General features: G+C 46.5%; 10 protein-coding genes and 8 tRNA genes. 4 read left to right on the top strand and 14 right to left on the bottom strand.

What is annotated here, in order from left to right:
* The first annotated feature begins 589 nt into the window (after positions 1-589).
* Positions 590-2,005 (top strand): alanine/glycine:cation symporter family protein, encoded by a 1,416-nt coding sequence (locus tag C2M34_RS07335; protein WP_105200430.1) that lies wholly within the window; start codon positions 590-592, stop codon positions 2,003-2,005.
* 30 nt (positions 2,006-2,035) lie between these two features.
* On the opposite strand, the gene C2M34_RS07330 is transcribed toward C2M34_RS07335, so the two are convergent.
* A complete protein-coding gene (locus C2M34_RS07330) occupies positions 2,036-3,649 on the bottom strand; it encodes a Na/Pi cotransporter family protein (protein WP_199878780.1) in 1,614 nt (537 codons plus the stop codon).
* A gap of 123 nt (positions 3,650-3,772) precedes the next feature.
* Here C2M34_RS07330 and C2M34_RS07325 point away from each other — a divergent pair, with 123 nt between their 5' ends.
* Entirely contained in the window at positions 3,773-5,104 is a 1,332-nt protein-coding gene (locus C2M34_RS07325) for an NfeD family protein (RefSeq protein WP_105258433.1), read from the top strand.
* Between the two features lie 3 nt (positions 5,105-5,107).
* The gene (locus C2M34_RS07320; protein WP_105258432.1) at positions 5,108-5,884 is read left to right on the top strand and encodes a slipin family protein; all 777 of its coding nucleotides are present in this window, start codon (positions 5,108-5,110) and stop codon (positions 5,882-5,884) included.
* 164 nt (positions 5,885-6,048) lie between these two features.
* Here the strand turns inward: C2M34_RS07320 and C2M34_RS07315 are convergent.
* Positions 6,049-6,122, bottom strand: a tRNA-Cys gene (locus C2M34_RS07315).
* 36 nt (positions 6,123-6,158) lie between these two features.
* Positions 6,159-6,234, bottom strand: a tRNA-Gly gene (locus C2M34_RS07310).
* 624 nt (positions 6,235-6,858) lie between these two features.
* Here C2M34_RS07310 and C2M34_RS07305 point away from each other — a divergent pair.
* A complete protein-coding gene (locus C2M34_RS07305; RefSeq protein ID WP_105258431.1) occupies positions 6,859-8,142 on the top strand; it encodes a DUF7507 domain-containing protein in 1,284 nt (427 codons plus the stop codon).
* 64 nt (positions 8,143-8,206) lie between these two features.
* On the opposite strand, the gene C2M34_RS07300 is transcribed toward C2M34_RS07305, so the two are convergent.
* From C2M34_RS07300 to C2M34_RS07250, 11 genes are all read right to left on the bottom strand, one after another.
* Positions 8,207-9,991 carry an Ig-like domain-containing protein gene (locus C2M34_RS07300; protein WP_105258430.1) on the bottom strand — a complete coding sequence of 595 codons (1,785 nt, stop codon included), beginning with the start codon at positions 9,989-9,991 and terminating at the stop codon, positions 8,207-8,209.
* Positions 9,992-11,111: 1,120 nt separating this feature from the next.
* Positions 11,112-11,187: transfer RNA gene (locus tag C2M34_RS07295), tRNA-Gly, on the bottom strand.
* Positions 11,188-11,372: 185 nt separating this feature from the next.
* Positions 11,373-11,459: transfer RNA gene (locus C2M34_RS07290), tRNA-Leu, on the bottom strand.
* Positions 11,460-11,501: 42 nt separating this feature from the next.
* Positions 11,502-11,577 (bottom strand) — tRNA-Gly (locus tag C2M34_RS07285).
* 104 nt (positions 11,578-11,681) lie between these two features.
* Positions 11,682-11,768, bottom strand: a tRNA-Leu gene (locus C2M34_RS07280).
* A gap of 37 nt (positions 11,769-11,805) precedes the next feature.
* Positions 11,806-11,879 (bottom strand) — tRNA-Cys (locus C2M34_RS07275).
* A 9-nt stretch (positions 11,880-11,888) separates the two neighbouring features.
* Positions 11,889-11,964 (bottom strand) — tRNA-Gly (locus tag C2M34_RS07270).
* 178 nt (positions 11,965-12,142) lie between these two features.
* On the bottom strand, positions 12,143-12,694 hold the full coding sequence (gene pgsA / locus C2M34_RS07265) for a CDP-diacylglycerol--glycerol-3-phosphate 3-phosphatidyltransferase (RefSeq protein ID WP_105200435.1): 552 nt from the start codon (positions 12,692-12,694) through the stop codon (positions 12,143-12,145).
* 44 nt (positions 12,695-12,738) lie between these two features.
* Positions 12,739-14,559 (bottom strand): excinuclease ABC subunit UvrC, encoded by a 1,821-nt coding sequence (gene uvrC, locus C2M34_RS07260; RefSeq protein ID WP_105200436.1) that lies wholly within the window; start codon positions 14,557-14,559, stop codon positions 12,739-12,741.
* 9 nt (positions 14,560-14,568) lie between these two features.
* Positions 14,569-15,219 carry a UvrY/SirA/GacA family response regulator transcription factor gene (gene uvrY / locus C2M34_RS07255; protein WP_105258429.1) on the bottom strand — a complete coding sequence of 217 codons (651 nt, stop codon included), beginning with the start codon at positions 15,217-15,219 and terminating at the stop codon, positions 14,569-14,571.
* 68 nt (positions 15,220-15,287) lie between these two features.
* Complete coding sequence (locus C2M34_RS07250) at positions 15,288-16,439, bottom strand: dicarboxylate/amino acid:cation symporter (protein ID WP_105200438.1); 1,152 nt, start codon at positions 16,437-16,439, stop codon at positions 15,288-15,290.

Raw genomic sequence — 16,439 nt, 5'->3', positions numbered from 1 at the left:
ACTGTGATGATATCTTTCGATATCGAATTGACTGTGCTGCAATAAATAAATTTATTTCCGTTGGTCACTCACTTTCCATTTAAGGAAAAAACATTGAGACTCTAAATTTGTTTGCGTCATCTAGCGAACTAGAATCTGCTGTTAGAACTCAATCTGTACGAGTGCCCACACAGATGATTGCTTCATATTTTTAAAGAACGTTGCGATGACTCTTCATCGCGTCAGGGCTGCGTATATTAAGCCTTCCTGACTTAAAGTCAACTAGAAAATTTAATTTTCTTTTTCTCAAAGAGAAGTAACTTTTCCGTTTAACTTTCCCGACCACTTTGCTCGTTGCTTTTCAGCGTTGTGCTCCGTGTCGGTGGATGCGCATTATAGGGAGAAACGATTTCGACGCAACCCCTTTTTTAAAGAAAATGACAAAAAGATTTAACCCCCACACTTAACTACATCCTACCCACCAGTTATTCACAAATTCCTGTGGATAACCAAATGAATTAGCTATCTTATGTACTAAGGCACTAAAAGTTTGCTCGTCTATATGCTAGATTGCGCCTCAATTTTTTACTCGTTCAAAGGTACTCTTGTTATGACCGAAATCGCTAACGCTATTAGCGGCCTTATTTGGGGGCATGTACTTATCTATCTGCTGATAGCTGCAGGTGTATTTTTCACTGTTCGTTTGGGCTTTATTCAATTTCGAGACTTTGGGTACTCTTTTAAAGTCATGTTTGCTAGTCGTGAAGGAGCCAAAGGCGGTATTTCATCCTTCCAGGCTTTCTGTACTTCACTTGCCGCTCGTGTTGGTACCGGTAATATGGCCGGCGTTGCCGTTGCCTTATACCTAGGTGGCCCTGGCGCGATTTTCTGGATGTGGCTTATCGCACTAATAGGTATGGCCACCAGTTTCGCTGAAAGCACCCTGGCCCAGGCCTACAAAATAAAAGATGAAGAAGGTAACTTCCGTGGTGGCCCAGCTTATTATATGGAGCTTGGTCTAGGTAAGCGCTGGATGGGGGTGCTATTTTCACTCTGCCTTATCCTCGCTTTTGGCTTGGTCTTTAATGCCGTACAGGCTAACTCCATTGCCGCAGCCTTTAATGTGGCCTTTGATATTCCCAAGTATGCCGTTGGCATAGCCCTGGTGATTGGCTCCGGCTTTATTATATTCGGCGGCCTTAAAACCATTGCCCGCTTTGCCGAAATCGTGGTGCCCTTTATGGCCATTGCTTATCTTCTGTTGGCTATATATGTATGTGCGGTCAACGCGGAGCAATTGCCCGGCGTATTTATGCTGATCATTGATCATGCTTTCGGTATTGAGCAGGCTGGTGCCGGCGCCATTGGTTATGGCGTTATGCAGGCTATGATACAAGGCATAAAGCGCGGCCTGTTTTCAAATGAAGCAGGTATGGGTAGTGCCGCCAATGCCGCCGCCACGGCTACGCCCAACCCGCCTCACCCGGCCTCTCAGGGTTATGTGCAAATGCTTGGCGTATTTATTGATACCTTAGTGATCTGTAGTGCCACGGCGGCGCTGATTTTATTATCGGGTCAACTTGAACCTGGCTCTGGCCTGACCGGCATTGCCTTAACCCAACAAGCATTAGTGACACACGTTGGTGAATGGGGCTCAACCTTTATCGCCATCGCTATTTTATTCTTTGCCTTTACCTCTATCGTTGCTAACTACTCTTATGCAGAAACCAACCTGCTGTTTTTGGAGCACAACCATCAAAAAGGCATGTTGATCTTCCGCTTATTGGTGCTCGCCATGGTTATGTTTGGCTCGCTCGGTGAAATTAAGCTGGTGTGGACACTTGCAGATATTTCCATGGGGATGATGGCCATCGTCAATGTTATCGCTCTGTTTATGCTTTCAGGCGTGGTGATCTGGTTAGCTAAAGACTATCGCAGACAACTTAAGGCCGGAGACGTACCCACTTTTAATCGTCGCGACCATAAAAAGCTGGATAAGGACTTACCCCCGGGAATTTGGGAGTAATAATGAAGGCCGCACTTGCGGCCTTTTTTGTTATTTAATTTCTTGCCACCGATTAAGATGCAAACAAACCCGGCGAATATGGTAGATAGTTTTTTGCAGGTGCCGGTATTGCTCCAAGTAGTCCTCGGCCTCTGGTACCCCCAGCCGGCCTACGGCTATATCATGCATCCGCTGAGCTCGGGCCCTCGCTAACTCGCTTTCCACTTCGTCACCCAGGCTCTGCGCCTGTTGCCACAAACGGAGGTTGTCACCTTCATTAATACTCAGCATCATATTATTCAGGGCTTGCTCCGTATTTATAAGGAGTGCGCTAAAATGCCCGTTTCTCATAATAAGTTCGCCATCTGTGTCATACCATGGGTCATCACCCAAGACTTTGCATCTTTCATGCAAACGCTGCATATGATCTAGAATATGAATCAGCTCCAGTAACTGAGACCAGCTCGGTTTATCTTTTTGCTGTAAATGGATCAGGTCAACATAGACATGGGTTTCGTCCAGTGCACTTTGAAGCTCGGGAAAAGAGGGAGCATTAACAAAGTCTCCCGGCTTTAGCCGAGTGCGAAGATAACAGAGGAGATCATGAAATTGCCGATACACACTGGCATGAACCGTTTTTAAAGCAAGGTCCACATCCCGCAATAAGGTGTTGTCCAATGCCTCGGTGTACGACTGCCCCCGTTGAGGAACCAGCATTCGCATGAGGTGCTCAAACTGATTGGTAAAAGGCAAAACCAAAAACAGCCCCAAGACATTAAAGAGCGTATGAAAGGCCACCAGAGCCAGCTGCGCCTGGGTTTCAACTGATTGTGTGAACAGCCATTGCCAAAGATGCACAAAGGGTGTGATAAGCAACAGCGCCATCATTGCCGTTAAGACATTATAAATTACGTGCGAAAGGCCAGTCCGCCGCGATGCAACCGAGCCACCCAAGGTCGCAACCAAAGCAGTCACCGTAGTACCCAAATCCATGCCTATGATCAAGGCGGCGGCTTGATGAAAGTTAATGCTACCTGCATACAAGGCGGTGAGACTCGCCGCTACACCGGCACTTGAGGACTGGGTAACCAGGGTAATGGCGACCCCAAGGAGCAAAAGTTGTATTCTGCCAAGCCAGGTATCCGGACCAAAGGTTTCTGGTGTTAATACCTGCTCAAACCCGGACAGACCACTTTGCATCATGCCGATGCCAACAAAAATAACGGAAAATCCCGCTACCGCCATGGCCAGTGAGGCTCGCTTTCCCTTTAAAAACAACTTAGCAACCATGGCAAACAGCAATAAAGGCAAGATCAAACTGGTCAGTTGAAGCTTAAAACCTATCAACACCACTAACCAGCCGGTTATGGTCGTGCCTACATTGGCACCAAAAATAATCCCCAAGGATTCTTTAAAGGTTAACAACCCGGCTGAAACAAAACCGACGGCGGCCACAGTAGTGGCGCTTGAAGACTGCAGGATAGCCGTGCTGCAGGCTCCAGTGCACGCTCCGGACACAGGGCTACGTGTTAAGGACATCAAGGCATTACGGATCCGCTGACCAGCAAGTTGATATAAGGCATCGGTCATTATGGTCATGCCCAGTAAGAAAAGCCCCAACCCGCCTAGCGCTTCAAGGAGATGATAGGTCTCGATCATGGTCATTGTTAGTCGACTCGGTAAAATTTACTGAGTGCAACCTCAGTATTTCTTTGAATCTTAGTTGTAAATAACGCGGTGCTCCAACTAGGGCTATACTGTGACTAAAGCATCAAGTTCAAATTGATCATGATACGACTCCTCGCCTTAGTATTGCTGTTGACAGCTTTTTATGGATTGGCACAAGAGCAAACTGAGCAACAACCAACAAACATGGTCCCGGTAATTCGCATAGAGGGGGCTATTGGTCCCGCTGTGGCAGATTTTGTCGTTCGCCAAATCAATAAAGCCAATGCACTGTCGCAGCCCTTGCTGATGATCACCCTGGACACGCCCGGCGGGCTAAGCAGTAGTTTGCGGCAAATTAACCAGGCGGTGTTAACATCATCCGTTCCCGTAGCCTGCCTGGTATACCCTCAAGGCGCTCGCGCCGCCAGTGCGGGTACTTTCCTTTTGTACGCCTGTCATATTGCCGCCATGGCTCCGGCCACCACCTTAGGCGCCGCAACGCCGGTGAATATCGCCGCGCCTGGGCAAGGTCAGCCTCAAGGAGAAAAAGAGCAAACGCCAAGCGCCATGGATAAGAAGATGCTCAATGATGCTATTGCCTATATTCGCTCACTAGCACAGCTACGCGGACGCAATCCCGAATGGGCAGAGCAAGCGGTGCGCGAAGCGGCAACCCTGACGGCATCGGAAGCCATGAAAGAAAACGTCATCACTCATCTGGCCGACTCACCCACAGATCTATTGGCACAGCTTGAGGGGTTTAGCATCAAAAGCGGTGAGCAACAGACAAAGCTTACGCTAGCAGGAGCTCAATTGCAGCCAGTCGAGCCGGATTGGCGCTTTAACTTTATTGCCACCATTACCGACCCAAACATAGCGTATATATTAATGCTCATAGGCGTTTATGGCCTACTGCTGGAATTTTACAGCCCGGGCATTGGTGTCGCCGGTGTCGTTGGCGCCATCAGCCTTATCGTCGCCCTTTATGCCTTTCAAATGTTACCCCTAAGTTTCTCCGGCCTGGCGCTGATCGCGTTAGGCATTGCTTTAATGGTTGCCGAGTCGTTTGTGCCAAGTTTTGGCATATTTGGGCTCGGTGGCATTGCTGCTTTTGTTTTAGGCTCAATTTTCTTAATCGATACTCAAAGCCCCTACTTTCAGATTTCCATCCCTTTAATAGCCGGCGTCGCCTTCACCAGTGTCTTGGTGGTGATATTTTTACTTGGTTATTTATGGCGAAATCGAAATGTGGAAGTGGTTTTCGGTCAAGAAAGCATGGCTGGAAAAATAGCCATCGCCGAAAAGGATTTTTGCGGCCAGGGTTTTGTGGATGTTGGCGGCGAGCGTTGGGCAGCGCACAGCGATAGCCCCATCAAACAGGGTGATCAGGTCACCATAGAATCAGTTCAAGGCTTAACATTGCATGTTTCGCCACCCCCAGCCAAGGAGTAAGTCATGGAAATCTTCTTAACCAATAGTCAGATATTCTCGAGCACCATAATACTCTTGCTCATTTTAATCATTCTCAGTGCATTTCGCATTTTGCGTGAGTACGAGCGCGGCGTGATATTTTTGCTCGGGCGTTTTTACAAGGTAAAAGGGCCTGGCCTCATTATCGTCATTCCCTTTATCCAACAAATAGTCCGCGTGGATTTACGTACCATAGTAATGGATGTGCCCAGCCAGGATGTAATAAGCCGGGATAATGTATCGGTACGCGTCAATGCGGTGATCTACTTTCGCGTTATCGATCCGCAAAAAGCCATTATTAATGTTGAAAACTTTCTCCAAGCCACCTCCGAGCTGGCACAAACAACCTTACGCTCAGTGCTGGGGCAACATGAACTGGATGAAATGCTGGCAAATAGAGACATGCTCAACGTCGATATCCAAGAGATTTTAGATGCGCGTACCGATGGTTGGGGGATCAAGGTTGCCAATGTCGAAATTAAACACGTCGACCTTAACGAAACCATGATTAGGGCCATAGCCAAACAAGCCGAAGCAGAACGTACACGTAGAGCAAAAGTAATTCACGCCTCTGGGGAAATGGAAGCCTCAGAAAAACTGGTTGAAGCGGCAGAAACCTTATCAAAAGAACCTAACGCCATCTTATTAAGGTACCTGCAGACATTAACGGAAATTGCCGGCGAGAAAAACTCAACCATCGCCTTTCCATTACCCATGGAATTATTAAAGGGATTATTTGAAAATAAAGAAGAGAAGAAGTAATACCAATTCTGTTAAGTATGTGATCAGATATAGCACTGGATAAATGAAGTGATAACAAGGCGGTATTTTTCTTATGTAGTTATTCTACATATAAAAATTCCAACGTCGTAAGCATGATATTTAGCCCGCTAGAATGATTAGCGAGTTACGTGAATTGGTATGGATGGAGGCGGAACCCGGAGTCGAACCGAGGTAGACGGATTTGCAATCCGCTGCATGGCCACTCTGCCATTCCGCCCTCTTGAAATGATTGTAGCAACAGAAATAAGGAAGTTGGAGCGAGTAACGAGGTTCGAACTCGTGACCTCAACCTTGGCAAGGTTGCGCTCTACCAGCTGAGCTATACTCGCGTTCCTAGGTCAGAAAGAGAATATTCGCGCCGCTATAAGACAAAAGGTTGCGTCCTTACCTTCTTACAGCTGAGCTATACTCGCGTTCCATAATGAGAATCACCGACCTGCTATAAGCTAAAGCTTGTACCATTAACTTACGCAGTAAGACCCTTCCCATCTTACATTCTAACTACCGTTCCCACGAACTCTGCCGTATGAACGAGCGCGTAGTCTAACGAATTACTGAATTCGGTCAACTATAAATTTTAACTTTCTGATCTGAATGATTAAGAAGCGCTCAATTAATTATGTGTCTTAAGAAGTGTAACACTGGTGAACACTGTGTCCCTTGCTGTACACATCAACCCGCCAAAAATTAAATTTCATTAAATTCATACAGTTAATCACATTCCGAGAGCAGTTCAGCAAATTAGGGTGTATCGGCTATGACACAACATAGACCTCGCATCTTATCAAATTAAAATAATTTCTAATAAATACATATGGTTAAGAATTGGCATGGTCTGTGCTCATAAGCATAGCGACGTACTAAAAGTACGAAGTAAAAAGTTTCACTAGGCAATAACTAACTATCACTGTGTATAGGGCCGCAGTTTGTTGTCCATACTCAAAGGAGCTTTTATGAAAACCAAAATGAATTCATGGTGGGGCACAAGCGGGTTTAGTTGTTCCACCTTAACCAACAGCAAATTACTTGCTCTGTTTTTGGTCTTAGGGTTTACCCTTTGCGCACAAAATGCATTCGCCGAAGACCCTGGGGCGCCATCCGACAATGGGGTGCAACCTGAATATGTTGAGGGCAACCCAACCTGCTTTGAACTCACGGGTGTTGAAGGGTTATTGGAGTACCGAATCAATGACCCCGGTGACGGCATGTGGAGTAATGGCGAAATAAACGTGGACATAGATATACAGCCGGACAAAACGTTCGATTGGACCGTTAGCGGCGGTGTAATTATCCAGTCCATCTTCGTTAAAGGTGGCCCAGCCGGCAACCTTTATGAATACTACGCCGACAGTGGCGAGATCACCTTATCTGACGGAGGACTGCATTCTCCGGTCAACCATAAGAATGGTAATTACTATGGCCTTAGCCATATTTCATTCTGTTATACCCCAGGTGCTCCCGACATCAAACTTACTAAAGACTGTACCTTTGACAGCGTTGTGGATGGCGAAGCACTTAAATACAACTACGTGCTAACCGTCGAAAACACAGGTACCCTACCTTTATTCGACATTACAGTAGTCGACACCACAGCTGAGGGTGTTGATGGCGCAGGCAGCCACACCTACAACCATGACGGGTTAGAGCCCGGTGCTACCAAGCAGTTCAATGGCTCTTTTGTTATTGGTCAAAATGGTATTTTAAACCATGCTACCGTAACCGCAGCAATAGAAGATAACGGCCCGGTTGAAGTTGATGATATGGCCAGCTGGGATTGCCCAAGCCAGGAAATTCCAGGTTCCTTATCACTTGAAAAAGATTGTAATGTGGTGGTAGTGCTAAATGACAACTTAGACTACGGACTTCAAGTGAACTACAGCGGTGAGGTCTGTAATACTTCTGCTGTGACTATGTTAGACGTGGAAGTAGAAGACGTCGTTGGTGGCAACATCATAGCTACACATGACATAGGTACACTGACTCCTGCTGGTACTATGGGCGCCTGCGCTGAGTTCCAAGGTAGTTATGTACCAGTACCTGGAGATGGAGAATTAGGCGACGAAGGCCAAGCTGGTTTTTATGTCAGAGCGTTTTCTGACACAGTTGAAGCCAGTGGCGTAACCTTCTTTGGTCTTCCTGTAGACGCTATGCCAGCGGATGCAGAATGTACCTTATGTCCTCAGTGTGTGGACATGGAGATGTGCCCTGCACCTGCTTCAGCAATTAACCTTGAATAGGCAAAGTTAAATCGAAAAACTAAAAAGCCTGGCTCTTGCGAGTCAGGCTTTTTTATATCTATCTTTACTTGTTTTTGCCCTTCCCAGGCCCTGTATTGCTGCCACCGTCTGACTGTAGCCTTACAGAAACATAAGCTGTCGAACGGGTATTCCCATCACTAATGGTATAGCTAAAACTATCATTGTTTTTAAATCGACGCCCTGGTGTATAACGTAAGGTGCCATCTGACAGCATCTCTACAGTCCCCTTGCTAGGCTGGGTGATGGAAGTCACTGAAGCCTGTGCACCAGCAATATCATTGGCCAATACATCAATAACTACTGACGCCTTTGAACTTAGCGCTACCGAGTCGTCAACCGCAACCACTGCTGGTGTAGTCGCTTCATCGGCAATTACAGTATAACGTACCGATGTTGCTGCACTAGAAGCTGAATCGCCACCGTGCGTTGCTTTAATTGATAACGAATAATCTTTTGCGGTTGCACTTTGAGATGAAGTCACGGCGATAACTACTTGCCCAGATGCCCCCGGCGCTAAAGTTACTCGGTCATTAGTTGCTTGCCAACCGAACGGTACTGCGGTGCTGATATCGAAACTGGCACTGGCACAATCTGCTGAATCCTTATTGGTAACCGTCACCTGATACTGTACTTCGGCGCCAGCGAATACCGCACTTTCCGTAATGGCCTGTGCATTTATGGACGGCGCGTTAATTGCGCAACTTCCGTTATCACCGCCTGAGCCAGAGCCATCTAAAGTAACCTTTACCTCGGCCAAGCTGCCGTTTTCACTAACCAAGCTAAAGGAAACACCAGAAACAGGGTCGGTAAAGCTGCCGCCAACAGACAGAGCAGGATCAAACCAGTCATTAAAGCTAGAGTCAGGCTCAGGTTTAAAGTGAAGTAAATTGCTGCTACGTCCGTCACCCTCGATAGCCGAGCGAACAATGATGCCAGCCGTTACATCATCCCGCGAAGATCTGTATGAACGGGCATCCAAAAAGTCGTCAAAGCCTACCGACTGACGGTATTCAATATAAAACCAGCTCTTTTTGCCAGTAGTTGAATCTATACCACGTGGCACCTTGATGGTCACAGGTTGATTGGTTTGCGTTTCATAGTTAGCGATTGAATAAGTACCACTTTGAGTCACTTCGATTGTTTTAGCGGCATGGGCTCCTTCCAACCAACCCATTTGTTCTTTCTGAAATGTGTTGAAATAACCAATATCTGGGCCGCCCATAGCATCATAGGTATCGCCATATTCAAGTGTTTTACACTGTTCTGAAATAGTTGTGTCGCCACAATCTAGGGCACGGGAATGATACAAGCCTAAATTGTGTCCCAACTCGTGGGCGATAGTCTTAGCCGCAAAACCACCGTTGATCCACGCACGCGAAGGTGTTCCCTGCATGGTCGCAGATCCGGAAATAGCGCAGGCTGTTTTGGTCATCAGATAGACGATACGGTCATATTGTTCTAGTTGAATACCAGAAGAGATAGCTTTTTGATCGGCGGCGTCGCGCACGGCGCTTAAATCACACACCTGATTCGAAACAGGCAGTGTATACCAGCCAACTACCTGACCCGAGAACCAAGTTTGGTCGAAAGAGTTTTCACGATAAAAATCACTTACCGTACCAAAGACCAGGCTATTGGCCTCTGCTGCACTCATTGGCTGCTCGCTTGGGTTTTCCTTGAAGTTAAGCAACATTACCAGAGTCTTTTGTTGCCCTAGCGCACTTGCTGCTAGTGCAGATTGCACACTTTGGAAATATACGAACAGTACCAGTAAAAAAGATAAACTCTTATACATCCCTGCCTTAGTTATTTTAAGTTTTGCTGTCATCGCTACACCTGAAATAATTTATGTAAATAATTGAAATCTCATATAAAAGAGAAATCAAAAAACGGCAAAGGTAGTGAATTCAGACAATAAAAACCCTTGGTCCATAGAAATTGAACCAAAAACTGTATGCTTTTATTGAGCTGCTAAATCACAACCAGAATAAAAAAGGCGGCATAATAACAAGACGAAAGGTCAAAATTCAACCAATTTAAGGTATGAAATTGAATAGATTTTCGCCAATGGAAATTAAGCTTGCCACATCAATTACTTAAATTTAAGACTCAAATCTATAACGAAAACTTTTCTTATAGTTATAAAGCGCACTCGCTTGAACTGCATGGCTGAAAATAAAATAAAAACAACCAAATCAAAAGCTTAAGAATAGAAAAGAAGCAAAAATAAAATTAAGCAGAGAATCGACACTAGGCAATAAAACACCTTTTTATCCCGTCGATACTCATGCTGTTTTTTAGTGTGATGGATAATAATGCAGCTAGATGAATGCGAAATGACTAAATTATGTTCAAAAAATAACACCCTGACCTAGAAGAATTTTAAATTGAAAATAAAAGTTACTTTGTGAGGTTTTGCCAAACCACCAGGGCAATGAAAGGCTAATTGGCCAAGGTTTTGAGTCACTGTGAGTGCAATACCTGGATAGCTCAAAAAAGCTGGGCGCCCCGCCCATTACTCAAACTAACACCTCAGAGTTTAGGCAACCCGCGAGTAAGTATCGGCTGATAAGCTAGGCTTGCAATGAAAGAATACAATAGGTCTAGGGGGAAGATAATAGTAAGGCTAACCTTAAATAATTATCGTCACCGCGACAAATATTAACCCGCTCCTGGGCGCCACCCGCAATAAAAATACGATGCCAGGTTGAGCACAGAGATAAAAAGTATCAATGAGTCATATGGTTACTAAGTTCTGTTATCAAGGCAATGTGTGAAATAAACGACGGGAGGTCCAGTATAACTAACAGCCGGAGCAGTTAGGTTTAGTAATGCAGTAAACACCAGGGGTTTTATTAACTTTAGGTAGAATTAAGCGTTCGACAATTTTATATGGCGTTTTTTATTATTTTATTAAGAGAGGGATTTGATTATGAATCATAGGAAATTGGAGCGAGTAACGAGGTTCGAACTCGTGACCTCAACCTTGGCAAGGTTGCGCTCTACCAGCTGAGCTATACTCGCGTTCCATGATCGGAATGGGAATATTCGCACCGCAATAAGAATTAAGGTTGCGTCTTTACCTTCTTACAGCTGAGCTATACTCGCGTTCCAAAAAGAAAGTTTACCGCCGTTTTATATGAAGATCGCCTTACCTTCTAGCAGCTAAACAATTCTTTACTCTTAGGTCATTTGACTAAGCAGTCAAATGGTGCCCGGGGCCGGACTTGAACCGGCACGCTGTTACCAGCGAGGGATTTTAAATCCCTTGTGTCTACCAATTCCACCACCCGGGCGGATGGTCGACTCAAGAGTCGTACATACGAAGCGGAGGAGATTGGAGCGAGTAACGAGGTTCGAACTCGTGACCTCAACCTTGGCAAGGTTGCGCTCTACCAGCTGAGCTATACTCGCGTTCCATAGTGAGAATAGTTTAACTGCTAGAAGTTTAAGGTTGCGTCCTTACCTTCTTGCAGCTGTTCTATACTCGCAAAATCCGAAAACACATAGTGTTAAAATGGTGCCCGGGGCCGGACTTGAACCGGCACGCTGTTACCAGCGAGGGATTTTAAATCCCTTGTGTCTACCAATTCCACCACCCGGGCATCGGGTTGCTTGCGCATGTGGATAGTGTTGAGAAAATGGAGGCGGAACCCGGAGTCGAACCGAGGTGGACGGATTTGCAATCCGCTGCATGGCCACTCTGCCATTCCGCCATCAAAGATTGGAGCGAGTAACGAGGTTCGAACTCGTGACCTCAACCTTGGCAAGGTTGCGCTCTACCAGCTGAGCTATACTCGCATCCTACAGTGAGACATTCTCACTGCACGAAAAGCTTGGCTTTTCGTTTACTTTGATTGGGCTAGCGCCCTCTCAACACCGACGCATTCTACAGAGATTATTAAACGCGTCAATACAAAAAATATCAGTTTTGAATCGTTTGCTTAATTTTTATCTAAAACGGTGTGTAATTATACATTTAGCCGTTATCGGCCAGTAAACTATGACGTGCTGCCATTAAATATTGCACCATAGAACCAAAGGTCAACAAGGTCGCAATGTATAACAACACATAGCTTAAACTCACCATCCAGGGCTGGAACTGCCAAATCAAGCCGATAATGGCTAACATCTGAGCGGCGGTTTTAATTTTCCCTAGCTGGGATACGGCCACTTGACCCCGCTTACCCTGTTCGGCCATCCATTCACGCAATGCGGAAATGACGATTTCCCGAGAAACAATGATGATCGCCGGCACCGTCATCCATAAACTCTGATAATGACTAACCAGTAACACCAAAGCAACACTGACCATGACCTTATCGGCTACAGGATCCAAAAAGGCACCAAAGGGAGTCGACTGATTTAAGCGTCGCGCCAGATAGCCATCGAGAATATCCGTGATCGACGCCAACCAAAATACAAATGCCGCTGCGAAAAACGCCCATTGATAAGGTAAATAAAAAATAACTAAAAAAATTGGAATAAGGCACAACCTAAAGGTTGTTAACGTATTGGGAATGTTCCACATAACTACTAGCAGCGTCTTCTTTTTTTTAATATTCGCACGAAGGGCTATGCCTTGTCATGCAAATGGTTAAATATCTTTTCAGCCATGGCCTGGCTGATCCCCGGAGCTTGGCTCAACTGCTCCCTTGTTGCATTCTTAACTCCCTGCATTCCTCCTAGGTATTTGAGCAGCGCCTGGCGTCGTTTTTGGCCCACGCCACTGATTTCTTCTAGCACCGAGCGGTTACGCTGTTTCTGGCGCTTGTTGCGATGCCCGGCAATGGCAAATCGGTGGGACTCATCCCGTATATGCTGGATCAGATGCAGCGCAGGCGAGTCACTACTTAAATTCACTGTTTTACGCCCGGCATCGATCAACAAGGTTTCCAGACCTGGCTTTCGGCTGGTGCCTTTGGCCACCCCAACCAATAATGGCTCTTTTTCAAAGGGCCAATCACTAAAAAATTCAACCGCCTGATTTAACTGCCCTTTACCGCCGTCAATAAAAATCACATCGGGGATCTTGGTTTCATCCACCAGCTTGGAATAACGCTTTTTCAAAGCAAATGCCATGGCCGCATAGTCATCCCCAGGGGTGATATCGGTTACATTAAAACGCCGATATTGGGACTTATTTGGCCCTTGGGCGTCAAACACCACACAAGAGGCAACCGTGTTCTCCCCCATGGTATGGCTGATATCGAAACATTCCATGCGGCTAATATCATCTAGATTCAACGCATCTTTTAACAGCGCATAGCGTTTATTGATGGAATCCTGGGTGCTTTGTTTCACCTCCAGGCTACTACGGGCATTTTTATTTGCCAGTTGCAGGTATTGGGCACGCTCCCCCCTTTGCACCGTCACCAGCTTGACCGCTGCCGATTTTAGCTCACTCATGGCCGCTGCCAATTCGGCTTGCTCATCAATGGCAAAGGGTAAGATCAGCTCCTTGGCGATGCGTCCACTGGCTCCCGGTGTGCAGTAGTATTGAGCAATAAAAGAGGTGAGCACTTCATCGTCGCTGCTGTTTTTAGGTACCTTAGGAAACAGAGTCTTGCTGCCCAGCACCTTATGATCGCGCACCATAAGAATATGTATGGCGATCAAGCCATTATGGGAGTAATAACCTATGGCGTCGAGCTCGGCATGCTTACCCGATACCGATTGTTGCTCCTGCACCTTACGCAGCAGCTGGATTTGGTCGCGATATTTGGCTGCCTTCTCAAACGCCAACTCCTCGCTGGCCTGCTCCATTTTTGCTACCAGCTCGGCGATCACCTCTTGGGATTTGCCGCCCAAAAACTTGCGCACAAAGTTTACCTGAGCATCGTAATCTTCATCACTAACCTTACCCACGCAAGGGGCACTACAGCGTTTTAACTGATACTGTAAACAAGGACGACTGCGCGCTTTATAGTAACTATCCTCGCACTGACGCACCGGAAACAGCTTTTGCATTAAGCGTAAGCTGTCGGACACCGCGCTGCTACTGGGAAAAGGACCAAAATATTCGCCCTGAATTTTACGGGCGCCACGGTGGAAAGCTAAACGAGGGTGCTGGTGCTTAGTCAACAGAATATAAGGGTAAGACTTATCGTCACGCAGCAGGATGTTATAACGCGGCTGATACTTTTTGATCAGGTTATTTTCGAGCAGCAAGGCCTCGGTTTCGGTGTTAGTCAGAGTTACCTGGATATCACAGATATTACTCACCAAGACCTGTGTCTTAGTATCTAAACCGGTTTTACGAAAATAACTGGAAAGGCGTTTTTTTAGATTTTTAGCTTTGCCGACGTATATCACCTGCTCTTCTTTGTCGAGCATACGGTATACGCCGGGTTCTTCAGAGACCGTTTTAAGAAACTGGTCAGCAGCAAAGGTCATAAGGTTTGATCAGTGATCGCTATCAATATCGATCATTTTATGGCGGATAGCCAAATGTGTCAGCTCTACGTCGCCGTTCACCGCAAGCTTTTCGAAAATTCGATAACGATAACTGTTGACTGTTTTCGAACTCAGATTCAGCTGCTCGGCAATGCTTTGCGCCTTATCACCCTTAGTGATCATCAGCATAATTTGCAGTTCACGATCGGACAGAGTCTGGAAAGGGCTCTCATCGGTACGACCACTAAACTTGGCCAAAGCTATCTGCTGGGCGATTTCCGGAGCAATGTAGCGCTGACCGGCATTCACGGAGCGAATGGCTTGGATCACTTCTTCCGAGCCGGCGCCCTTAGTGAGATAACCATGGGCACCTATTTGCATCACTTTGCTAGGGAAAGGATCTTCACAGTGTACGGTCAATACGATGACCTTTACATCGGGGCAATACCGGCAGATCTTCTTGGTCGCTTCCAGGCCACCAATACCGGGCATATTCATATCCATCAAGACGATATCCGGCTCATTCTGACGGCAAAACTGCACCGCTTCTTCACCGGTTTTAGCTTCGCCTATCACCTTAAAGCCACGAACATCGTCAAGAATACGTTTAATTCCTGTACGTACCAGTTCGTGATCATCTACAAGTAATACATTAATCAACAGGATTACCCTCTTTAGTTACGCTCAAGTAATTCCTTGTTACCCGAGCGTACCTGTAAACACCTTACTCAAGCCTCTGTTTTAACAGAAAAACGGTCGACCCACAATGCTATGATGCCATCACCGGTAACATTACAAGCGGTACCAAAACTGTCTTGAGCTAAATACAAGGCGATCATAAGCGCAATTGCCGCATCATTAAAGCCCAACATGCTAGTTAGCAGACCCAAGGCCGACATCACCGCACCACCAGGAGCGCCAGGAGCCGCGATCATCACTATGCCTAGCATAAACACAAAGGGCAGCATCTCGGTTAAACTACCAACGCTCATACCCGGCGACAAGGCCATCACTGCCATGGCACAGGTCACTATGGTAATAGTCGAACCGGACAGGTGAATGGTGGCACACAGGGGCACGCTGAAGTTGGCAATATTTTCTTTTACGCCATTGTTTTTACTTGCCTGCAAGGACACAGGAATAGTGGCTGCACTGGACATGGTACCCAAGGCGGTAAAATACGCAGGCAACATGTTTTTAATTAGTTCTAGCGGAGAGCGGCCAAGCAAAATGCCCGTGCCCACATACAACACGGTCAGCCATAACCAGTGCATTACCAATGCAATGGCCAATACCACAGCAAAGGTTTGCAAGGTCGAGGCCACGGTACCGGCGACCGTCATATCGGCAAAGACGCCGGCGATATAAAAAGGCAACGCCGGAATGATCACCTTGGCCAATAAGGCATCGATCACTTCTCGGCCTTGGTCAACAACCGTTTGCAGCTCACTTAACTGGCGCTGGCTGATGGCTATACCAAAGGTAAAAGCGGTGGCCAAAGCCGTCATCACACCCATTAAAGGTGGGATTTGAATATCAATAAAGCTTTTTAGTGCGCTCTCTTCAGAGCCGGAAAAACTGATGCTACCGCTTAGGTGTGGCGCCGCCCAGATCATCACTAAAGTAGCCAAAGTACCGGCGATAACCGTTGAGCCATAGGCAAACCCAACGGTTTTACCCAACAAGTGATTGGCTCCACGGGGCAACCCGGCAATACCTGAACAAATGTAAAACAGGATGATCAAAGGAATGGTAAAACCAATCAGCTCGCCGATCAGGGCTTTCACCGTATACAACACCCGCGCCACCAATTCAGGAGCAAAGGCACCAATAACAATCCCCAACAGGATGCCGGCTATCAATTTAACAATAAGCTTCAT

Source organism: Pseudoalteromonas sp. T1lg88, from assembly GCF_002964765.1.
Lineage (GTDB): Bacteria > Pseudomonadota > Gammaproteobacteria > Enterobacterales > Alteromonadaceae > Pseudoalteromonas.
Note: the sequence above shows the minus strand (reverse complement) of the source record. Positions and strands in the feature narration are given on the sequence as shown.